Raw genomic sequence first — 19,263 nt, forward strand, 5'->3', positions numbered from 1 at the left:
CCGTTTGTTTAATTCTAGCTGTAAACTCTCCATCGAAAACGTTTCAGAATTAAGGCAAACAGATGAAAAAATGGCTCAATTTTACATCCGTTCCTATACTTGCAGTTATCATCCTGCTAATGTTTCACCTTTATTCTGCCGAGAGCAGGGTTAAAGGGCCGTCTCAACCAATCTTTTTTAGTCACAAAATCCATGCCGGAGATAACGAGATCCCTTGCCAGTACTGTCATAGCTATGTTGAAATTTCAACTATTCCCGGCATTCCTTCAGATCAAAAGTGCATTGGATGCCACCTTTTTATCATAGGTAAGGATGAGGATTATAAGTATGATGGTGGATCGATTAATATCAAAAATGAGATCGAGAAGGTAAAGGGTTACTGGGATCGAAATGAACCAATCCCATGGGTAAAAGTCACTTTTGTGCCAGACTTTGTTCATTTTAATCATAAACGCCATGTACGCCGTGAAATAGAATGTAAGGTTTGTCATGGTGAGGTTCAAACAATGGATGTAGTTTATCAGGTGCAAAAGTTTAGCATGGGGTTCTGCGTCACCTGTCATCAGGAAAAAGCTAGGGACGCTCAGGAATTGACTATGCTTAAGGATTGTTTGACCTGTCATTATTAATTTGGAGACGAAATGCCTGAGAAGAAAGAGGGTGGTATTAACGGTATCAAAAGAAGGGATTTTCTAAAAATAATTGGAGTTGCGGGAGGAACTGCGGCCGCTACCGGTTGCTCTTCTGACCCGGTCGAACAGTTAATCCCGTTTGTTATTCCTCCATATGGCATAATTCCAGGTGTTCCCAATTGGTATGCTACAACCTGCAGAGAATGCCCAGCTGGTTGTGGGACCCTTGTCAAAAATCGTGAAGGAAGGGCTATTAAGGTAGAAGGTAATCCCAAGAGCACCGTCAGTTACGGTAAAACATGTGCAAGAGGTCAAGCTGCTCTTCAGGGGCTTTACAATCCTGACCGTATCCGTTCTCCCCTTGTAAAGACCTCTTCCGGCAAGCTACAACCCTTGGGGTGGGAGCAAGCTGAAAAGGTTTTATTAGATAAAATTCAAGAGCTGCTTGATCAGGGCAAGGCTCACAAGATAGTTATTATTACTAACAATGTCACGGGTACTCTTAACGATCTCATAGATGAATGGATGAATGCACTTGGCGGGGGTAAACATATAGTTTATGAAACCTTTGCACACGAACCTATTAAAGAAGCAAATAAGATTACCTTCGGGGTCGATAGTATTCCATCCTACGAGATTGAGAGAGCAAAGTACCTGCTTTCGTTTGGCTCAGACTTCATTGAGACATGGCTTTCACCCGTAGAGTTTGCCAATAAGTTTAGTCAGATGCACAGCTACAAAGATAAAAGCAAAAGTATGGGCAAGTTTGTTCAAATTGAACCGAGATCCTCGATTACAGCATCGAGTGCAGATCAATGGGTGGCCATTAGACCAGGTACTGAGGGATTTCTTGCCCTGGGGATTACAAATTTGATCTTAGATAGTGGCAGGGCCTCGATAGCAAGTGGAGAAGCCGCTAGGCTTAAAAATCTCGTCGGTTCCTACACACTTGATAAAGTTTCTACAATTTGTGATATACCGAAAGATACCATAGTTGAAATTGCAAAAGATTTTGTTGAGTTAAGTCCTAGTCTTGCGATCGGAGGAGGGGCTGCATACACAACTACTAATGCTACACAGACCCTTTCTGCAATAAATATCCTGAACTATGTTGCGGGCAACATCGGTGATACGGTTAACTTTGGAGATACGCTTACCATCGCAAATTCAAATTCATTTAGTGAGATTACATCTCTCGTGGAATCGATGAAGAACGGAGATGTTGAACTTCTTTTTATTTATAATGTTAATCCTGTATTTACGTTACCTGAGGTTTTGAAATTCGAAGAAGCAATAATGAAGGTGCCCTTCGTCGCGAGCTTCTCGAGCTTTATGGATGAAACGACAGAGCATGCCAGTATTATCCTTCCTGACAACACACCACTTGAAAGCTGGGGTGATTACATTCCAAAGGGAAGTGTTTATGGATTGATTCAGCCAACAATGAGTGCCGTTTTTAATACTAAATCCACCGGAGACGCGATTATATCTATCACGAAAAAAATCAATGGACTTGAGAATCAATTCACTGCTAATAACCTCTATGAATACCTGCTAGAGTCGTGGAGGAAGATTCATTCGAGGATTGCTTCACAAAAGGATTTTGAAACATTCTGGGTTGAATCGGTAGAGAATGGGGGGGTTTTTAGGGAACTTCCTCCATTACAAGTCCAACTAACCAATGAGGCTTATAGTATCGATTTCTCGGACCTTCAGCCAGAGATAAAAGGTGATGGCGAATTGTATTTTATACCTTTCCCATCATATAGATATTATGATGGCAGGGGGGCAAATAAGCCTTGGTTACAGGAGCTTCCAGATGCCCTGACGACCGCAGTGTGGGATTCATGGGTTGAAATCCACCCCGATACTGCCGGTAAAATCGGGATAAGGGAGGGTGACTTTGTCTCAATTGAATCAAAATACGGTAGCATTGAAACGCAAGCATATATATATAAAGGTATCAGGCCCGATACAATTGCGGTTCCACTCGGCTTAGGTCACAAGAGCTATGGAAGATACGCAAAAGACAGGGGTGTGAGTCCAGTCAAGATCCTGCCTGCAGCTATAGATAAGAGCTCTGGGGGATTTGCATGGCTTACCACCAAGGTAAATGTATCTAACACTGGAAAAAGGGAACAATTAGTAATGACACAATACACAACGGCTCAGCATGACCGCAATATAGCATTGGCCACCACCCTACCCGAGCTAAGAGGAAATGGCGGGGAGAATCATCAACAAGAGGATGACAATGTTGATCTGTATCCGCCCCGGAAATATCTAACCCACCGCTGGGGAATGTCAATCGATTTATCGAAGTGTACTGGTTGTGGGGCATGTGTTACCGCCTGTTACGCGGAGAATAATGTGCCCTTTGTCGGGAAGGAACAGGTTGCGAGAAGGCGTGAAATGTCTTGGATCAGGATTGAAAGGCATTATGAGGAAAAAGATACCAGTCACGGGTTCAATACTAGATTCATACCGATGCTATGTCAGCAATGTGGTAACGCACCATGTGAGCCGGTATGCCCAGTGTATGCTACCTACCATAACCCTGAAGGGTTGAATGCGATGATATACAATCGTTGCGTGGGTACCAGGTACTGCTCGAATAACTGTCCTTATTCTGTAAGGAGGTTTAATTTTTTTACTTACCAATGGCCACAGCCACTTAACTGGCAACTTAACCCGGATGTCACCGTTCGCACAAAGGGGGTTATGGAGAAGTGCACTTTTTGTGTCCAGAGGATTAAATACGTGCAAAATATTGCTAAGGATGAGAATAGGGATGTCAGGGATGGTGAGATAACGCCGGCATGTGCACAGGCTTGTCCTACCGAAGCGATCGTTTTTGGTGATCTTAAAGATGAAAATAGTAAGGTAGCCCAACTCTCAAATGAGGGGAGGGGTTATAAAGTGTTGTCGAATCTAAATACACAACCATCGATAACATATCTAAAAAAGGTTTACTGGGATAAAGCATAATGAGCCAAGATTCAACATTGACTTATTCGAAGGTAAATGAAGACGTAATCAGGATGCTTGATAAACCTACCTTTAAGTGGGTTGCTTTGTTTCTTCCTACATTGGCGTGCGTTGGATTCGGACTATTCTGCTTTCTTTACCAGGTCTATACTGGCTTGGGAGTTGCCGGGTACAGACATCCGGTATTTTGGGGAGTCTATATAACCAATTTTGTATTTTGGGTTGGGATCGCACATTCTGGAACCCTTATATCTGCGATCCTCTATCTATTCCGGGCGAGATTCAGGATGTCAATTTATCGAATAGCAGAGGCGATGACAGTTTTTGCGGTGCTCACCGCAGGTCTCTTTCCAATCATTCATCTGGGACGTCCCTGGAATTTTTACTGGCTATTTCCATATCCTAATCAGCGTGAAATCTGGATAAATTTTAAGTCTCCTTTGATCTGGGATGTCTTTGCAGTCAGCACCTATTTAACAGTGAGCGCTACTTTCTTTTTTGTCGGCATGATACCGGACATAGCGGCGGTCAGGGATAGGGTAAGAGAAGTTCCCAGAAAAATCATCTATACAATTCTATCTTTGGGATGGAAGGGTTCTAACTGGGAATGGTTACACTACACCAGGGCTTATCTATTTTTTGCGGCCTTTGCTACTCCGCTTGTTCTTTCGGTTCATAGCGTTGTGTCCTGGGACTTCGCAATGGCAAACCTTCCGGGTTGGCATACTACGATCTTTGCCCCATATTTCGTGGCAGGTGCTATTTTTTCTGGTCTTGCTCTTGTAATTTCTCTAGCAGTTCCTATAAGAAAGCTATTTCATCTGGAGGAATATATTACTCTCGATAATTTTGAAGGAATGGCCAAACTTATCATTTTTACGTCGATGATTGTAACTTATGCATATGCTGCGGAATTTTTACTGGCCTGGTACAGTGGGAATCCTGCTGAATGGGGCCAGTTTAAATACAGGGCAACCGGTGATTATGCACTCTTTTACTGGATTATGGTCTTTTGTAATTCTGCTGTTCCAATCGTTCTTTGGTTTAAGGGTGTAAGGAGAAATATTAAGGCCCTGTTTGTAATCTCGATATTCATTAATATTGGAATGTGGTTTGAAAGGTTCAACATAATAGTGATCTCACTTTCACATGGGTTTGAGCCAGGCGCTTGGGGTATTTATAAGCCTACTTGGGTTGAATTGGGAATCACCGTCGGCAGCTTTGCCTGGTTTTTCATGTTCTTCCTAATATTCATAAAAACACTTCCCGCTATTTCTATCGCTGAGATGAAAGAAATACTTCCAATTCCAAGGAAGGAGGCAAAAGCACGATGAAACCCGATCAGGGTGTAGTTGGAATTTATAGCTATTTGGATACAACAATCGAAACTATAAAGAACCTTCGGACAGCTGGTTTTAAGAACTTTCGTGTTTTTTCACCATTCCCTTGTCATGAGTTAGAGGAGGAACTTGATCAACCGGAGAGTATAGTTCGCTTTTTTACTTTGGGTGGTGCCTTGCTTGGCGCTATTTGTGGTTTTTCATTTACCATACTTACTTCTCTCGCTTGGCCATTAAGCGTAAGTGCAAAACCCATCGTGTCCATTCCTCCATACATGATTATTGTTTTCGAGCTTACGGTCTTAATTGGGTCTCTTTCAACTTTATTGGGTCTCCTGATAAATTCCCGATTGAGGCGTAATGTACCAAGGGGAGTTTACGACTCGAGATTCTCAGAGGACAAGTTCGGGATTGTTGTTGCTTGTTATAAACACAATTTGCCCAAAGTTGAAGAAATTATGAAATCATCAGGGGCGGAAGAAATTCGGCTCGAGGGTATATGAAATAGGTTATATGCTATTGGAGGTGATTCTGTTTTGCTTGATGGTTTAAAGATTTATTTTTTACCAATAGTCCTGGTAATGGTTGTTCTTCTGACCGGACGAGCATTTGGTTGGCCCTGGTCGACCGATATGATGTATCAGCCCTCCATTAAACCCTATGAAGAGCCACTTCCCTATCCTGACCTGTCAATTACGAATAAAGGAATAAGGGTGGACCCGATAATCCCAAGAGAAGTGTTTGAAGAAATGACAGTAAATCCGGTTAGCCCGGATAAGGCTTCGCTGGGAAATGGCGAGGTAGTTTTTAAGAATTTCTGTGCACCCTGTCATGGACCGGAGGGGAAGGGTGATGGTCCAGTAATTAAAAAGGGGTTTTATCCCGTCAACCTTACTGCGCCACTTACTCAGGGCAGAACGGATGGCTATATATATGCTTATATCAGGTTTGGTGGCAAGGTGATGATGCCAAGTTATCGTGAAAGCATCGGTGAACAGGATGCATGGAACGTAGTAAATTATGTGAGAAAACTTCAGGGGAAACCGAAATAGCATAGAGGAGAATTTCCTATTAATGGATGATTTAGTAAGAGACGATGTTTTATCCAGGAGGCTTCAAACTCCTAAGTCGGTCATATTGATACTCTTGCTGCTTGTGATCATTGGAATAGCGGCCTTTATATCGCGTATATTGGGCCCAAATCCTGATGGTGCATGGCAGATTTATCTCGTTAATTTCCTGTTTTGGACTGGTGTTGCACAGGCCGGAATAATTTTTTCATGCGCACTTCGTATAACAAATGCAAGGTGGGGGAGGCCACTAATTCGAATTAGCGAAGGTTTTGGTTCATTTATTCCTGTTTCTTTCATCTTATTGATTATCCTGTTTATAGGTAAGGATCATATACTTCCTTATGCAACTGAGCATTATCACCCCCCCAAAGATATTTGGCTTAGCATCCCCTTTGTAATATTGCGGAACGTTGGCGGGTTCTTTATTCTGATTATCCTGAGCTTCTTCTACGTTTACTATTCATTGAGAATGGACCTGGGCGGGATTGGAGATAAACTGCAGGGCATAAGTTCATGGATCGCCTCCGATTGGAAGGGAGACGATGAGAGGGATATGATCTGGCCTAAAATAAAAAAACTGGCCCCCGCAATAGTGCTCGTTTATGCAGGTGTATTTAGCTTTTTTGCGTGGGATCTTATAATGTCCCTTGATCCTGAGTGGTTTAGCACTCTTTTAGGTCCCTTTTACTTTGTTGGAAACTTTGTGGCCGCTATTGGTGGTACCATAATTATTTCTTCATTTGTGAGAAAGTATACGGGTCTTCAGGACTATATTACGAGATTTCAGTATCATGATATGGGGAAACTGCTATTGGGTTTCTCGCTATTCTGGGTTTATCTTTTCTTTTCTCAGTATCTACCAATATGGTATGCGAACATGCCGGAAGAGACAGGATTTGTGTATAAACGCGTCCGGGTTGAGCCATTCTGGAGTTTCGGATGGGTTGTTCTATCCTGTTGTTTTATATTCCCTTTTATAACCCTGTTTTCAAAAACTAGCAAGATTGTTGTACCCATACTCGTGTTCATAGCCTCAGTTTCATTTATCGGCTTTTGGCTGCTTGAGTATATATTAGTAATTCCTTCGTTTACATCTTATATAAATTTCGGATTAATCCAGATTTTAATTACGCTTGCTTTCCTTGCCGGATTCCTTCTAACTTTCCTTTTCTTTGTGAGGGTCTTTCCAATAATCCCGTACGGCGATCCCTATTTTGAAGGGAAGGCGAATACTCATAACCATGGAGGACATTGATGGAAGAGCACGTAGACCAAATCACTCAATTTGTAGTTGCTGTACTATGTCTTGTAATTTTGGGCGCAATATCCACTATTGCAGCAGTCGCCCTGTTTGGCCCCGTAATTGCCCCTTTGATGAACTATCTCCCCGGGTAATTGATAGGTTTTTCCCCGAGAGTGATTAGGATTAAGGGAGATTTGCGGCTAAAGAGTTGTAGAAGTAGAGACGAAAAATTTCGCGTCTCAACATGAATAAAGGAGGTCAAAATGGCAAAAGCTAAATCATCAAAGTCGGTACAAAAAGAAAAGACTTCTAAGAAGAAGGGCTCGTCCCTGAAATTTGAAAACATTCTCTATGAGAAAAAAAATCGCATAGCACGTGTCACGATTAACCGTGCCGAGGTTCGAAATGCACTTAATTCTGCGACTAGAGAGGAGCTTGCAATCGCTATCGAGGATGCCTGGGTGGATGATAATATTGGAGTAATAGTACTCACCGGGGCGGGGGATAAGGCCTTTTCTGCCGGTGGAGATCTGTCCTGGATTGTTGATCCTAAAAAGAAGGTTGACGCAAAGTTCATGCTTGTTCACTACAGGCTTGCGAATGCTATGAGAAATTGCGGAAAGCCTATCATTGCTAGGGTGAATGGTTATTGTGTCGGTGGCGGGAATGAGCTTAACATGCTATGCGACCTGACAATCGCGTCTGAGGATTCAATTTTTGCTCAGGCGGGTCCGTTGGTGGGTAGTGCTCCTATCTGGTATGGATTGCAGCAGCTCCAACATTCCGTTGGTGACAAAAAAGCCAGAGAAATTGTTTATCTATGTAATCGATATTCCGCCAAAGAGGCTATGGAGATGGGTTGGGTCAATACGGTTGTTCCAAAGGAAAAACTTGATGAGGAGGTCAATGCCTGGTGCGAGAGATTGCTTCAGATGAGCAGGCAATCGCTAAGGATCGCAAAGTTTCAGATTAACTTTGCTTCTGATATGGCACATGCTCAAATTACACACGGTCTGGAGCTCGCAAGATTCTTTATGAAGGCTCCCGAGATGGTCGAGGGGGCAAAGGCATTTTTGGAGAAGCGCAAGCCCGATTTTTGGAGTGTGGAATAGAGGTTCAATAACAAAATTCTTAGCCACGAAATCACACATATGTACACCAATTTAATAGGTATCTTGAACCCTGCATTGTGAATGCGCCATCCCGGGTTTTTCATTATTTTATTTGTGTTTATTCGTGATAATCAGTGGCTAAATCTTATGTTGTTGAAAAGGCTGGGATAACCTCCTTGGCAAAAAAGCTAAGTGTATCAGGGTTCATATAGTCTGAAAAGAATATTGTATATTTGCTGATTCCCCTTTTAGCGTTTGCTTCGACCTTCTTTATACATTGATCCGGGGTTCCTATGATTCCAAATTTTTCAATTTCCCCGAAGAAGCCATATCTTTTTTTGGCTATCGGGATTTTTTCTTCTAGCTCCTTTTTATCTTTCGCAATTACGCAAATTGTCTGCTGAGATATCTTAATGCTATTTATGTCTCGACCAATATCCGAGCAGTGTTTCTTCAGTGCAGCAAGCTTTTGATCGATCTCCAGGGCATTGGTTCCGGGGCAGTTCCATTCATCTGCAAGCTCGGCAGCAGCACGAAGTAAATACCTCTCGCCTCCACCGCCAATTATGATAGGGGGGTGGGGTTTTTGGATTGGTTTGGGATTGCAATATGCATCAACGATTTGATAGTGTTTGCCCATGAATGTTGTTTTATCCTCCGTCCACATAGCTTTAATTATCTTTACCGATTCCGACAATTGATCGATTCTTGTGACTGTGTCAGGAAAGTCATAACCGTAGGCTCTGTATTCAGGCTCGAACCAGCCGGCTCCAATTGCAAACTCTAGTCTTCCATTGCTGATAACGTCAAGCGTGGATCCCATCTTTGCAAGAAGCGAAGGCTGTCTAAACGAATTGCACAGTACCAAAGTTCCGATTCTGACTTCTGATGTTACTGTTGAGAGGGCGGACATCATGGTCCACGCCTCATAGATATCCAAATCTATGGCTCCCATTCCAAGAATGTGATCATAGAACCAAATCGAGTGGAAACCAAGCTGATCACACAGCTCAGCGGCCTCTCTAATTTTTGAGAAATCAATTTTCTGCTGTCGGAGCATAACCCCGAAATCAATTTTAGCCATTCTAAGTCACCCTTTCCTTTACGCTAGTTGACGAGACCTTTCACTTTAACAGAGTGATACAGTTCAATCAACATTTCTAGGAAAATGGATCAATATATAAGTTTGACACATTGATGAATATGCATTAATTTTACAGGCTATTGATTCTGACACAGGAGAGAATATGTACAAAAAGGGTCTTTTGAAAAAGGCTTTATCACCTCTTTTTATAATCTTTGATATTCGTCATTTTAAAATCTTGATCGTTTTGTTTTCACTCTCAGTTCTCATGTTTGTCGTGGGCTGTGAAAGAAAAGAATCAGAAAAAGGCGAATTGGAACAGGATGAACAGGAGCAAGCGGAACAAGGTAAACAGGTTCAGGAAGCACAAGGAGAAATTAGCACAAAAACTGTTAGTACTGAGGGAGGTAACCCAATCGTCCTGATGTCTACGTCAATGGGCGATATTAAGATTGAACTCTATCCTGAAAAGGCACCTATCACTGTCGAGAATTTTCTGGGCTATGCAAAAGATGGTTTTTATGATGGAACTATATTTCATCGCGTCATTCCAGGTTTTATGATTCAGGGTGGGGGTTTTACCCCTGATATGAATCAAAAGCCCGCCAAAGATCCTATTAAAAACGAAGCGGATAATGGGCTGAAGAATGACAAGGGTACGATTGCAATGGCGCGTACCAATGTTGTGGAGAGCGCGACTTCACAATTTTTCATAAACCAGGCTAGCAATGATTTTCTGAACCATGGCTCAAGAGACTTTGGTTATGCCGTGTTTGGAAAGGTTGTCGAGGGAATGGATGTTGTCGATAAGATTGCCGCGGCAAGAACGGGTTCAGTGGGGATGTATCAGGATGTCCCCGAAGAGGTAATCGTGATAAAATCTGTAAAGGTTTTAGGACCCGAAGCCCAATAATTATCAATATGAATCCTGTCACTGTCTGTTAAATTATTTTTTAGATTAACAGGTGTCCTCAGGTAATAATCCAGTCAATCATGGCAAAACTTACATATAAGATAGCGGGTGTCAACATCGATGCCGGAAACTCTTTTGTTGAATCAATTAAGCCACTTGCTAAGAAAACATATAAATCCAATGTTATTGGAAAGTTTGGCAATTTTTCGGGATCGTACCTTTTCCCGATAGATAAATATAAGAACCCCGTACTTGTGGCTTCTACTGATGGTGTTGGAACGAAACTCAAAATCGCTATCCTGGCTGGGAAGCTTGATACTATAGGAATTGATCTGGTTGCAATGAATGTGAATGATATAGTTACCAGTGGGGCCGAGCCACTTTTTTTCCTCGATTATCTAGCAACCTCAAAGTTGAATCCTAAAGAAGGGGTCGAGGTTATCAAAGGTATAGTTAAGGGTTGTAGTGAAGCTGGATGTGCTCTTCTTGGTGGTGAGACAGCTGAAATGCCAGGATTCTACAAGGAGAGTGAGTTTGATTTGGCAGGGTTTGCAGTGGGAGTAGTAGAAAGAGATAAAATAATAGACGGTTCAAGGGTAAGACCAGGTGATATTGTAATTGGAATTTCTTCTAGTGGGCTCCATTCAAACGGATATTCGTTAGCAAGAAAGGTTCTCTTCGATAGGAAGAAGTTTAGGTTAACGGATAGACCGGCACCTCTGAAGGATAGTATTGGAGATGAGCTATTAAATCCTACAAGGATTTACGTAAAGGCAATACTCAGCCTTAAGAAGAATTATGAGATTCACGGAATTGCCCATATTACTGGAGGGGGACTGATAGAGAATGTTCCAAGGGTTGTTCCCAAAGACTGTACGGTAGTTATAGATTCCACTCTATGGAAGCTCCCCCCAATTTTTGAGTTGATTAAGGAATTTGGTCGTATAGAAAAAGACGAAATGTTTAGAACCTTTAACTGTGGAATTGGTATGGTACTGGTCGTATTAAAGGAGCAAGCAGGTGGAGTCTTAAAAAAACTCAAAAGGCTCGGAGAAGAATCTATGGTTATTGGCGAGATCAGAAAGTGGCGAAGGGGACAGTCTCTAATCGTAATAACCTAGGATTATATCATTGAATTTCGATGAAAGTATCATCTAATACTCCATCCAAAGCTGTATCTGAATATTGCCCTAATGTTCAATCTTTCCAATTCCCAGCTTTGAGGAAATGGACTAAAAGGAGCCGCAACCCTTATCGCCCTTATGGCTTCGTCGTCTAGACGTGTGAAGCCCGATGAATCTAATAAATTTACATTCTCAAGATATCCATCGCTTCTGATTGTGAATACGAGCAATAACTCTCCCTGTTCACCCCTCATACGAGATGCTTCAGGATAATGCCACACTCCCTCAATTTGTCTTTTTAACTTTAGGAAATATGACAGATACCTGAATTCCGTTGTGTTTAAGTCAACGGTGTCCTCTTTGTTGTATATATCCCTGGCTCCTAGAAAATCCCTAGAGCTCTTTTGCTCGGCTGCATATTGGCTTGGAGAAGAATTAAAGAGCTGTTCTCTTGAAATTTCAGGTTTTTTGTTTTCTTTTAACTCCTTTTCAGGCATCTCTGATTCCTTTAATACCTCTTTAGGAACAGACGCAATCTTGGTCGGTTTCTTTCTGGGCTCTTGCTTTTTTGGTTTCTCTTGTTTTCTCTCTGCCTGTGGTTGCTTGCGCTGCGGTGGCCGCTGCGGCTGGGGTATTTGGGCTGTGCTTCCCCTTTTTGTGAAATCCTCCCTAGTCTTTTCCTCGAGTGCTTCGTGCGATCTTTCAGCTAAACGTTTTAACTCCTTTGGGGGCTTTGTCTCCTTTTCCTTTGGTACGGGCAATTCGGTAATTTCTATGAACTTTGGTTTTTCTTTTAGGGCTTCTGCTTGCTTATCTTGTATGTAGACTTGGGAGAAAACTACAATCAGAAAAATGAGGATATGAAGGAGGATAGATACTATAATGAAAGTTATAGTTAATCTTTTTGTACTCCTCCCCCTTGACCGCTTTTTGTCAACAGAATTCACGCCTTATATAATAACATCCGAATGGCTTGATTTCTATATTTTAAAGATACTATTATCAATTACCTCTAACAGCTCGTAACATAAAATTTATCATGGATAATGATTCAGTTCGAGAAAGTGATTCTCTAAGGAAAACCTTGGGACACTAATCGATGTGAAAAAAATGTTGTAACAGAAGTGCAAGAAACAGGTATTCTCAATCTTCCATCCCAAGTATTTTTAATATCGATTGATTCCAACCAACGGGTCCTATACCATCAGCATAGATTAGATTATCAAGTCTTATTCTTTGATCGTATCTCCCATCGGTTTTCTGCACCAAAATAGGTATATCGACAACCTCAAGCATTGGAAGATCATTTAAGCTGTCTCCCAATCCAACGGTGGTTAGGTCAGGAAATTTCTTTTTAAATATTTTTAGTAATATGTTAATTGCTTTTCCTTTATCGTTCTTACCCATAATGTGATGATAAATAGTACCCTGGGTATAGTTAAATCCCCTTCTAATTATCTCTTCTTTTATGTATTGAACTTCTATATTATTTCCGAATACGATGAAGGGCTCATCGAATTCTCGCATCTTTGATAGCTTCGCTAACTCAGGATCAAGGCCTGTATATTCTGAAATCTCAGAAATTTTCATATCTGAAAAGGACTTGAGTTTTATGCCAGTTTCGTTTCTTATCGAATTTAAGACCTCTACTAATTTCTTGTATTTTGTTCCAAGCACTATGACCTTGTAGTTATTCATATCTGTATCGTATTTAAAGCTGTCGAGACCGTAGTCCGCTGGAACGTAAATCCCACCTCCATTCTCTGAAATGAATGGATCATGGTTATCTGTGTGATCTCTATGTATTTCTATCTCCGGCCTTGTTTTACTCGAGGAAAATATCAGAGGGATATTCCTCAGCTTAATGGTCTTTAAGGCAGTTTTAGCTGCGCCAAAGGAATATGTATTATGGTCTAGCAGGGTTCCGTCTAGGTCCGAGAATATCAGGAATTGTTTACTCATTATCGTCATCAACTGCCTGTCGCAGCAGGTCAAGAATGTCTGGAATAGCAGAGGTTACCCTATTCCAGTTTGGGATTAATGGGGAACCGAGGGGGTCCTCAACGAAACTCTTACTTGCAATCCCTAATCCTTTAACAAAGGTTTCCACGGCTAATGTCTCGTCATGCCTATAAAATAAAAGGTCATTAATTACCGCGTCATCGCTGTATCTCTCCATCGTATCCTGTGCAGTTCTTAAATAAGTTGAGATCAAGGTGCTAAAAAAGCCGTCCGAGAATATCGCCCCCTGCGATGAGAGTGTTCTAAATAGACTTATAGATATATCTATACACATCTTCAACAGGCCTCCTTCAGGGTTATCGGAAGAGAGATTCTGGTGTTTGTGTTCATAATTATCGCACAGGTCAACCTGGCAAATTCTCTTTGGAGACACATTTCTAAATACCTCTGCCAAGACTCCAACCTCCAATCCCCAGTCTGATGGTATTCGGTTTACCCTCGCCAGGTCTACATCCATTGAGAACTCTCCTGCGAGCGGATATCTGTAGCTGTCGAGATATACCAAGAATGGTAAATAGCCGAGAATTTTTTGCAAAGACCGAATAATTGGAGTTATAAATAGCCTGGTTACTCTGCCATACATTCTGTCTGTAACTCTTTGATAATAGCCCTTGCAAAATTCATATCCGAGGTTGGGGTTTGCTACAGGATAGCAGAGCCTTACCAATAATTCCCTGCTATAACTCAGTATATCGCAGTCGTGAAGTGTGATGACCTCACTTGATTCTTCGGCTAATACATACCCATACGCGATCCAGGCTGCCCTCCCTTTACCTGGCACACCTACATAGAGACCATTCTCCTCTAATAGCGTAAATATAGAACTTATTCGATCACCGTCAGTCCAGATTATTTTTGTCTTTTGAGGGAGGACCGAAAAGAAATTCTTTGCATGTTTGAATTCTTCCTCATTAGCATTTCCGAGAGTGACCACTATCTCATTCAGGTAATTTACTTGTGTCAGTTCCTTAATAATATTTTTTAATGCCTTCCCCTGCAATTCAGAATATAAACTGGGGAGAATAAGGGCTATAGGGCTGTGCCTGGAATATTCCTTTAGATCTTCTTCCAGCTTTTCAACATTATCTTTCCTCAGCCTGTGAAGAGTTGAAATTGCTTCAGTCTGATAGAAATCTCCCATGTAACTAACCCCTTGTTTAATTGATTTTTTAAATTATTTAAATCTACGCAGTAAAAGTTTTAATGTAACATAATACGTTAGAAAGAGCCAATTAATCGGTGTAGTCTTTATCCAAGGAGATTATCGAATTCTGGGACTCAAGCAAAAGAATTTTTGGTATGAAGGGTATCCAATTGTTATCAAATCAAATATTTTATAATTATGAAGCCTAGCAAAAGCAGGATGAAAAAGAGTGTGACAAGTAGATTAAAATATTTATCAATAAAGCCTTTGATCTGGTCACCAAAGAGATAGATTAATGCACCCTCTAAGAAAAACCTTGCCGATCTCCCGATAACAGATGCTAAAATTAATATCATTACATTAATCTTGAAAACACCAGCTGTTACTGTAAAAACCTTAAAGGGAATAGGGGTAAGTGCAGCGGCTAGGATTGCGATAAAGGCGTTTTCTTCATATCTTCCGCTAACATATAGAAAAGCATTATGGCTGAAGACATAGGTAAAAAAAAAGTTATCAACAAGTTCCCATAAACCCCATCCGATTAGGTAACCAAATATAGCGCCGAGGACAGACATAATTGAACATATTGCCGCATACCATAATGACCGCTTTGGCTTACCAAGGCAAAGTGCCATGAGGAGTGGGTCAGGAGGGATAGGGAAAAGGGATGCTTCCAAGAATGAAACGAGAGAGAGTGCCGGGACACCATATCTAGTATCCGCCCATTGGAGTACCCAGTTATAGAGCTTCTTAAGCATGTGCTAGGCTTTTAGTTAGGTCTTTGGTCAGGGTTTCGAGAAATTCATAGTCTGTAAGGTCTAATTTTATAGGTGTAACAGATACGAAACCTTGGCTAACCGCAACGAGATCAGAATCCTCAATGCTTAAAAAGCGGAGTTCGTTTCCGCCTATCCAGTAATACTTTCTTCCCCTTGGATCAATCTTTTCCACTATTGGCTCCCCGTACACACGCTTACCCTGTTTAGTTACTTCAATTCCTTTGACGCTGTCTTTCGGGAGATTCGGTATGTTAACATTTAGCAGTGTCCCAAGCGGAAGAGGATTCGTGATGACATATTTTGTTACGGACTGGGCGTAATAGGAGGCAGTGTCAAAGAAAAAATCTTTTTTGCTTGCCAGAGATACCGCGATTGAGGGGATCCCAAGAAGTGTTCCCTCCATGGCAGCACTGACGGTTCCGGAATATGTTATGTCGTCTCCGAGGTTTTCCCCTTTGTTTATCCCGGAGACTATTATGTTGGGTCTACCTTCTTTAAGTAGACCATTGACTGCGACATTAATGCAATCGGTTGGAGTTCCATCCACGCTGTATATATTTTCGCTGATCTCCTCTATCCTGAGCGGATGATGTAAGGACAATGCATGACTCGCTGCGCTCTGCTCTCTATCAGGGGCGACGACAAAAACCTTTCCCAAGGGTCTGAGGCTATCGGCTAGTGCGTGAAGGCCTTCGGAATTAATCCCGTCGTCATTTGATATAAGGATCCTTATTGCCATATAACTATTTAGTCACAAGTAAAGATGGTGTTACAATGATGAAATGATGCACGGTGCATGATTCATGATACTGAAACGTCCTGCATCCTGCATCGTGCATCCTGCATCTTGATCCGTGTTCATTTGTGTCAATTCCTGGTTGAATAGATATATTGACTTTGATGAATGGTCGGGGTGACTGGATTCGAACCAGCGACCCCCGGCCCCCCAGGCCGGTGCGCTACCAACTACGCTACACCCCGATTTAATTGATTTAATTCGATGGATAGATATGAACCCCAAGTGAACTATTCAGTTACATCCTTGATCGATTTTAATTCACTCAGGATTTCATGTAATAAAACGTTTACTTTCGTGCTTACCCTCTTTTGGTTTTCCTCTTCTTTTAACTTTTTTTTAGCTCCAGCAATCGTAAAATTCTGCTCATAGAGCATGTGCTTTATTTTCATGATTAAGTGAATTGTCTCCCTGTCATAGAGCCTTTGAGATTTTCTCCTGATAGGTCTAATGTCTGAAAACTCGCTTTCCCAATAGCGAAGAACATATGGCTTGATACCGGTGAAATCACTTACTTCACCTATTCTGAAATAGATCTTATCGGGAAGTCTAATTTCAGCCCTATCGTCTAGCATACTTAACAAACTAGATTAAACTTTTTAAAATGTCAAGATGATTTAAAAATATATATAAAATTTCTAAACTTACAAAACTCCCTTAAAGGTTTTTCTATGAATCGGAGAAGGGCCGAATTTTCTTATCGCTTCGAGGTGTTCCTTTGTTGGATACCCTTTGTGTTGTTTGAAGTTATATTGAGGATATAGAAAGTGGTAATCGTCCATGATCGCATCCCTCGTAACCTTAGCGAGGATCGAGGCGGCAGCAATTGAGCAGCATTTGGCGTCGCCCTTGATCATTGTTTCTTGTTGGATCCGGATTGGAATGGTGTAGTTTCCGTCGATTAATATATAATCGGGCTGAGTATCTAAGTTTTTAACTGCTTGCTCCATTGCTAATAATGATGCTCTGAGTATGTTGATTTGATCGATTATGTCCGTTTTTATAATGGCAATAGCTGTGGTTAAAGCAGATTTTTTGATTTCATAAAAGAGTTCTCTCCTTTTTTTAGGGGAAAGCTTCTTTGAATCGTTGATGCCATGTAGCTTGCAGCCTTGGGGAAAGATAACAGCCGCGGCTACTACCGGTCCTGCAAGTGGACCTCTTCCAGCTTCGTCCACTCCGGCCGGGAGTTTACCTTCTATCCATAGTCTTTTTTCAAAAGAATAATCGGGAAGACTGAATGTTATCATATGCTATTGTCAGAGAAGTGTCTAACTCCATCCTGTCCCCAACAAAAATCTCCTCCCCCTGCTAGGGGGAGGATTCAGGTGGGGGTCGCCTCAAATAAGCCCATATTCCTTCATGGTATCTTTAAGCTGCTCCAAGTTATGATGTGACATACTCGAGAGTGGTAGCCTTAATTCATTGTTGATTTTCCCCATCAGACTCAGTCCTGTCTTAACAGGTATAGGATTGGTTTCAAAGAACATAGCCTCGTTTAGCGGATGAAGTTTATAATGATATTCCCTTGATTGATTGAATTTCTCATCGACGAATGTGTTATAAAGCTCAGAGACATCCCTTGGCGCGATGTTAGCAGTGACTGTTATGAAACCTTTCGCGCCAATGGCTAGAAGTGGGAAGTTAAGCGAATCTTCACCAGAAAGGACGATGAAATCCATTCCACAAAGGTAGAGGATTTTACTTGCCTGTTGAATTGATCCCGAGGCTTCTTTTACTCCAACAATGTTTTTAGCATACTGTGCTAGCCTGGCTATGGTATCGGGGTTCATATTGACCCCAGACCTTCCAGGTATATTATAGAGGATTAGAGGTATATTTACCTCAGATGCTATTTTCTTAAAGTGTAGAAAAAGCCCCTCCTGAGTTGGTTTATTGTAATATGGAACTACTAATAGCGCTGCATCAGCTCCGACCTTCTCGGAAAATTTTGTAAGTCTTATTGCCTCCTCGGTACTGTTGGATCCGGTTCCTGCTATAACCGGTATCCTCTTTTTTACCGTTTTGACTGTGAGTTCAATAACATGCTCGTGTTCTTCATGAGAAAGGGTAGGGGATTCACCGGTCGTACCACATGGAACAATGCCGTGTGTTCCGTTTTCTATCTGGAATTCAATCAGTTCTCTCAGGGCCTTTTCATCTACGGTTCCATTCTTAAAGGGAGTAACTATCGCAACAATCGAACCGTGAATCATTTATGATGCCTCCATAGCCGCTTGCTTAGTTTTCATTATATTGGAGATGATTTGGAAATCAAGAAATAGTATTGGGGCTTGACGAGCAAATTCCCATTAACTTGCTACAAGATTACCATTGAAAGTGCGAGCACATTAGCGGAGCCTTTGGCGACCCTTCGATAGTTCGACCCTTCGGTTGCACCCTTCGAGGAACTCAGGACGGAAGGGTAAGGGAGAAGATAGGCAAGATAGGAGGAGAGCATCCTCGGCATGAGAGAGTATGGTTGAGGCCGTCGGTGGACAAGGTAGTTAGCAATGTGGCTACGGCATGTGGGACAGGAGTCGATGAGGTGCTTAGGTGGAGAAGGGGAAGCGGTAGTGAAGCGGGGAAGGTAGGCATGTATTTAGTGAAGCGGTTATGTGATATGACGCTTAATGAGGTAGCGGGGATGTTTGGAGTGAGTAGTTATGGAGTAGTGGGGTGGGCTTGTAACTGGGTGAGGGTAAAAATGGATAGCGATAAAAGGTTTAGGAAAAAGGTCTAAGAGGCTATGAATAGAACTTATAAACAAAAGATTTGACCCCTTCTCCTCTATAACAATCGGCGGCGTATCAGGAACCTGGGGCGGAAAAATTACAGTAAACTCAGATAACGCTCTATTTGCCGATAAAGGACGTTGTGTATTCCCGTACTTAGTTGACCTCTGGAACTTAGGCTCCGTACCTACCGGAGCATTCGAGTACAAACTGCAAAGGGGCACGCGGTCGCTCGTGGAAGACCATCCGGGTCTTGTCGCAAGCCAGACGGTTAAAAC

At 41.9% G+C, this 19,263-nt stretch carries 20 protein-coding genes and 1 tRNA gene; 11 read left to right on the forward strand and 10 right to left on the reverse strand.

Annotation, left to right across the window (positions count from 1 at the left end):
• The first annotated feature begins 62 nt into the window (after positions 1-62).
• From VGA95_09940 to VGA95_09975, 8 genes are all read left to right on the forward strand, one after another.
• Complete coding sequence (locus tag VGA95_09940; GenBank protein ID HEX9666860.1) at positions 63-629, forward strand: cytochrome c3 family protein; 567 nt, start codon at positions 63-65, stop codon at positions 627-629.
• Between the two features lie 12 nt (positions 630-641).
• Positions 642-3,620 carry a molybdopterin-dependent oxidoreductase gene (locus tag VGA95_09945; protein ID HEX9666861.1) on the forward strand — a complete coding sequence of 993 codons (2,979 nt, stop codon included), beginning with the start codon at positions 642-644 and terminating at the stop codon, positions 3,618-3,620.
• The gene (gene nrfD, locus VGA95_09950) at positions 3,620-4,954 is read left to right on the forward strand and encodes an NrfD/PsrC family molybdoenzyme membrane anchor subunit (protein ID HEX9666862.1); all 1,335 of its coding nucleotides are present in this window, start codon (positions 3,620-3,622) and stop codon (positions 4,952-4,954) included. The genes VGA95_09945 and nrfD overlap by 1 nt, the downstream gene beginning before the upstream one ends.
• The gene (locus VGA95_09955; GenBank protein ID HEX9666863.1) at positions 4,951-5,463 is read left to right on the forward strand and encodes a DUF3341 domain-containing protein; all 513 of its coding nucleotides are present in this window, start codon (positions 4,951-4,953) and stop codon (positions 5,461-5,463) included. Before nrfD ends, VGA95_09955 begins: the two co-directional genes overlap by 4 nt.
• 33 nt (positions 5,464-5,496) lie before the next feature.
• On the forward strand, positions 5,497-6,012 hold the full coding sequence (locus VGA95_09960; protein ID HEX9666864.1) for a cytochrome c: 516 nt from the start codon (positions 5,497-5,499) through the stop codon (positions 6,010-6,012).
• A gap of 22 nt (positions 6,013-6,034) precedes the next feature.
• Positions 6,035-7,288 (forward strand): hypothetical protein, encoded by a 1,254-nt coding sequence (locus VGA95_09965; GenBank protein HEX9666865.1) that lies wholly within the window; start codon positions 6,035-6,037, stop codon positions 7,286-7,288.
• Complete coding sequence (locus tag VGA95_09970; GenBank protein HEX9666866.1) at positions 7,288-7,428, forward strand: hypothetical protein; 141 nt, start codon at positions 7,288-7,290, stop codon at positions 7,426-7,428. Before VGA95_09965 ends, VGA95_09970 begins: the two co-directional genes overlap by 1 nt.
• A 111-nt stretch (positions 7,429-7,539) precedes the next feature.
• The gene (locus tag VGA95_09975; protein ID HEX9666867.1) at positions 7,540-8,388 is read left to right on the forward strand and encodes an enoyl-CoA hydratase-related protein; all 849 of its coding nucleotides are present in this window, start codon (positions 7,540-7,542) and stop codon (positions 8,386-8,388) included.
• Between the two features lie 145 nt (positions 8,389-8,533).
• On the opposite strand, the gene VGA95_09980 is transcribed toward VGA95_09975, so the two are convergent.
• Positions 8,534-9,472, reverse strand: coding sequence for a TIGR03560 family F420-dependent LLM class oxidoreductase (locus tag VGA95_09980; GenBank protein HEX9666868.1), 939 nt, complete (start codon positions 9,470-9,472; stop codon positions 8,534-8,536).
• Between the two features lie 376 nt (positions 9,473-9,848).
• On the opposite strand from VGA95_09980, the gene VGA95_09985 reads away from it, so the two are divergent.
• Both VGA95_09985 and purM read left to right on the forward strand, forming a co-directional pair.
• Positions 9,849-10,385, forward strand: coding sequence for a peptidylprolyl isomerase (locus tag VGA95_09985; protein ID HEX9666869.1), 537 nt, complete (start codon positions 9,849-9,851; stop codon positions 10,383-10,385).
• Between the two features lie 80 nt (positions 10,386-10,465).
• Positions 10,466-11,506, forward strand: a complete 1,041-nt coding sequence (gene purM / locus VGA95_09990) for a phosphoribosylformylglycinamidine cyclo-ligase (protein HEX9666870.1) — start codon at positions 10,466-10,468, stop codon at positions 11,504-11,506.
• A 29-nt stretch (positions 11,507-11,535) separates the two neighbouring features.
• Here the strand turns inward: purM and VGA95_09995 are convergent, their stop codons facing one another.
• From VGA95_09995 to dapA, 9 genes are all read right to left on the reverse strand, one after another.
• On the reverse strand, positions 11,536-12,456 hold the full coding sequence (locus VGA95_09995; GenBank protein ID HEX9666871.1) for an energy transducer TonB: 921 nt from the start codon (positions 12,454-12,456) through the stop codon (positions 11,536-11,538).
• A 196-nt stretch (positions 12,457-12,652) separates the two neighbouring features.
• Positions 12,653-13,471, reverse strand: coding sequence for an HAD-IIB family hydrolase (locus tag VGA95_10000; GenBank protein ID HEX9666872.1), 819 nt, complete (start codon positions 13,469-13,471; stop codon positions 12,653-12,655).
• Positions 13,464-14,672: a glycosyl transferase gene (locus tag VGA95_10005; protein ID HEX9666873.1), complete on the reverse strand. Its 1,209-nt coding sequence runs from the start codon at positions 14,670-14,672 to the stop codon at positions 13,464-13,466. Before VGA95_10005 ends, VGA95_10000 begins: the two co-directional genes overlap by 8 nt.
• Positions 14,673-14,851: 179 nt before the next feature.
• Positions 14,852-15,433, reverse strand: a complete 582-nt coding sequence (locus VGA95_10010; GenBank protein ID HEX9666874.1) for a DedA family protein — start codon at positions 15,431-15,433, stop codon at positions 14,852-14,854.
• Positions 15,426-16,187 (reverse strand): 5'/3'-nucleotidase SurE, encoded by a 762-nt coding sequence (gene surE / locus VGA95_10015; GenBank protein ID HEX9666875.1) that lies wholly within the window; start codon positions 16,185-16,187, stop codon positions 15,426-15,428. The genes VGA95_10010 and surE overlap by 8 nt, the downstream gene beginning before the upstream one ends.
• 172 nt (positions 16,188-16,359) lie before the next feature.
• Positions 16,360-16,435 (reverse strand) — tRNA-Pro (locus tag VGA95_10020).
• A gap of 45 nt (positions 16,436-16,480) precedes the next feature.
• A complete protein-coding gene (locus VGA95_10025) occupies positions 16,481-16,825 on the reverse strand; it encodes a MerR family transcriptional regulator (GenBank protein ID HEX9666876.1) in 345 nt (114 codons plus the stop codon).
• Between the two features lie 69 nt (positions 16,826-16,894).
• Positions 16,895-17,500 (reverse strand): ribonuclease HII, encoded by a 606-nt coding sequence (locus VGA95_10030; GenBank protein HEX9666877.1) that lies wholly within the window; start codon positions 17,498-17,500, stop codon positions 16,895-16,897.
• 90 nt (positions 17,501-17,590) lie between these two features.
• Positions 17,591-18,466, reverse strand: coding sequence for a 4-hydroxy-tetrahydrodipicolinate synthase (gene dapA, locus VGA95_10035; GenBank protein ID HEX9666878.1), 876 nt, complete (start codon positions 18,464-18,466; stop codon positions 17,591-17,593).
• A 278-nt stretch (positions 18,467-18,744) separates the two neighbouring features.
• On the opposite strand from dapA, the gene VGA95_10040 reads away from it, so the two are divergent.
• The gene (locus tag VGA95_10040; GenBank protein HEX9666879.1) at positions 18,745-18,993 is read left to right on the forward strand and encodes a hypothetical protein; all 249 of its coding nucleotides are present in this window, start codon (positions 18,745-18,747) and stop codon (positions 18,991-18,993) included.
• Positions 18,994-19,263: the final 270 nt, after the last annotated feature.

The sequence above is a fragment of the Thermodesulfobacteriota bacterium genome (assembly GCA_036397855.1).
In the GTDB taxonomy this organism is placed as follows: Bacteria; Desulfobacterota_D; UBA1144; order Nemesobacterales; family CSP1-2; genus DASWID01.

Excerpts from the sequence above, each read along its gene's own strand:
- VGA95_09940 (HEX9666860.1), top strand. The coding sequence starts at position 63 with ATGAAAAAATGGCTCAATTTTACATCCGTTCCTATACTTGCAGTTATC.
- VGA95_09945 (HEX9666861.1), top strand. The coding sequence starts at position 642 with ATGCCTGAGAAGAAAGAGGGTGGTATTAACGGTATCAAAAGAAGGGAT.
- nrfD (HEX9666862.1), top strand. The coding sequence starts at position 3,620 with ATGAGCCAAGATTCAACATTGACTTATTCGAAGGTAAATGAAGACGTA.
- VGA95_09955 (HEX9666863.1), top strand. The coding sequence starts at position 4,951 with ATGAAACCCGATCAGGGTGTAGTTGGAATTTATAGCTATTTGGATACA.
- VGA95_09965 (HEX9666865.1), top strand. The coding sequence starts at position 6,035 with ATGGATGATTTAGTAAGAGACGATGTTTTATCCAGGAGGCTTCAAACT.
- VGA95_09970 (HEX9666866.1), top strand. The coding sequence starts at position 7,288 with ATGGAAGAGCACGTAGACCAAATCACTCAATTTGTAGTTGCTGTACTA.
- VGA95_09975 (HEX9666867.1), top strand. The coding sequence starts at position 7,540 with ATGGCAAAAGCTAAATCATCAAAGTCGGTACAAAAAGAAAAGACTTCT.
- VGA95_09980 (HEX9666868.1), bottom strand. The coding sequence starts at position 9,472 with ATGGCTAAAATTGATTTCGGGGTTATGCTCCGACAGCAGAAAATTGAT.
- purM (HEX9666870.1), top strand. The coding sequence starts at position 10,466 with ATGGCAAAACTTACATATAAGATAGCGGGTGTCAACATCGATGCCGGA.
- VGA95_10000 (HEX9666872.1), bottom strand. The coding sequence starts at position 13,471 with ATGAGTAAACAATTCCTGATATTCTCGGACCTAGACGGAACCCTGCTA.
- VGA95_10005 (HEX9666873.1), bottom strand. The coding sequence starts at position 14,672 with ATGGGAGATTTCTATCAGACTGAAGCAATTTCAACTCTTCACAGGCTG.
- VGA95_10010 (HEX9666874.1), bottom strand. The coding sequence starts at position 15,433 with ATGCTTAAGAAGCTCTATAACTGGGTACTCCAATGGGCGGATACTAGA.
- VGA95_10025 (HEX9666876.1), bottom strand. The coding sequence starts at position 16,825 with ATGCTAGACGATAGGGCTGAAATTAGACTTCCCGATAAGATCTATTTC.
- VGA95_10030 (HEX9666877.1), bottom strand. The coding sequence starts at position 17,500 with ATGATAACATTCAGTCTTCCCGATTATTCTTTTGAAAAAAGACTATGG.
- dapA (HEX9666878.1), bottom strand. The coding sequence starts at position 18,466 with ATGATTCACGGTTCGATTGTTGCGATAGTTACTCCCTTTAAGAATGGA.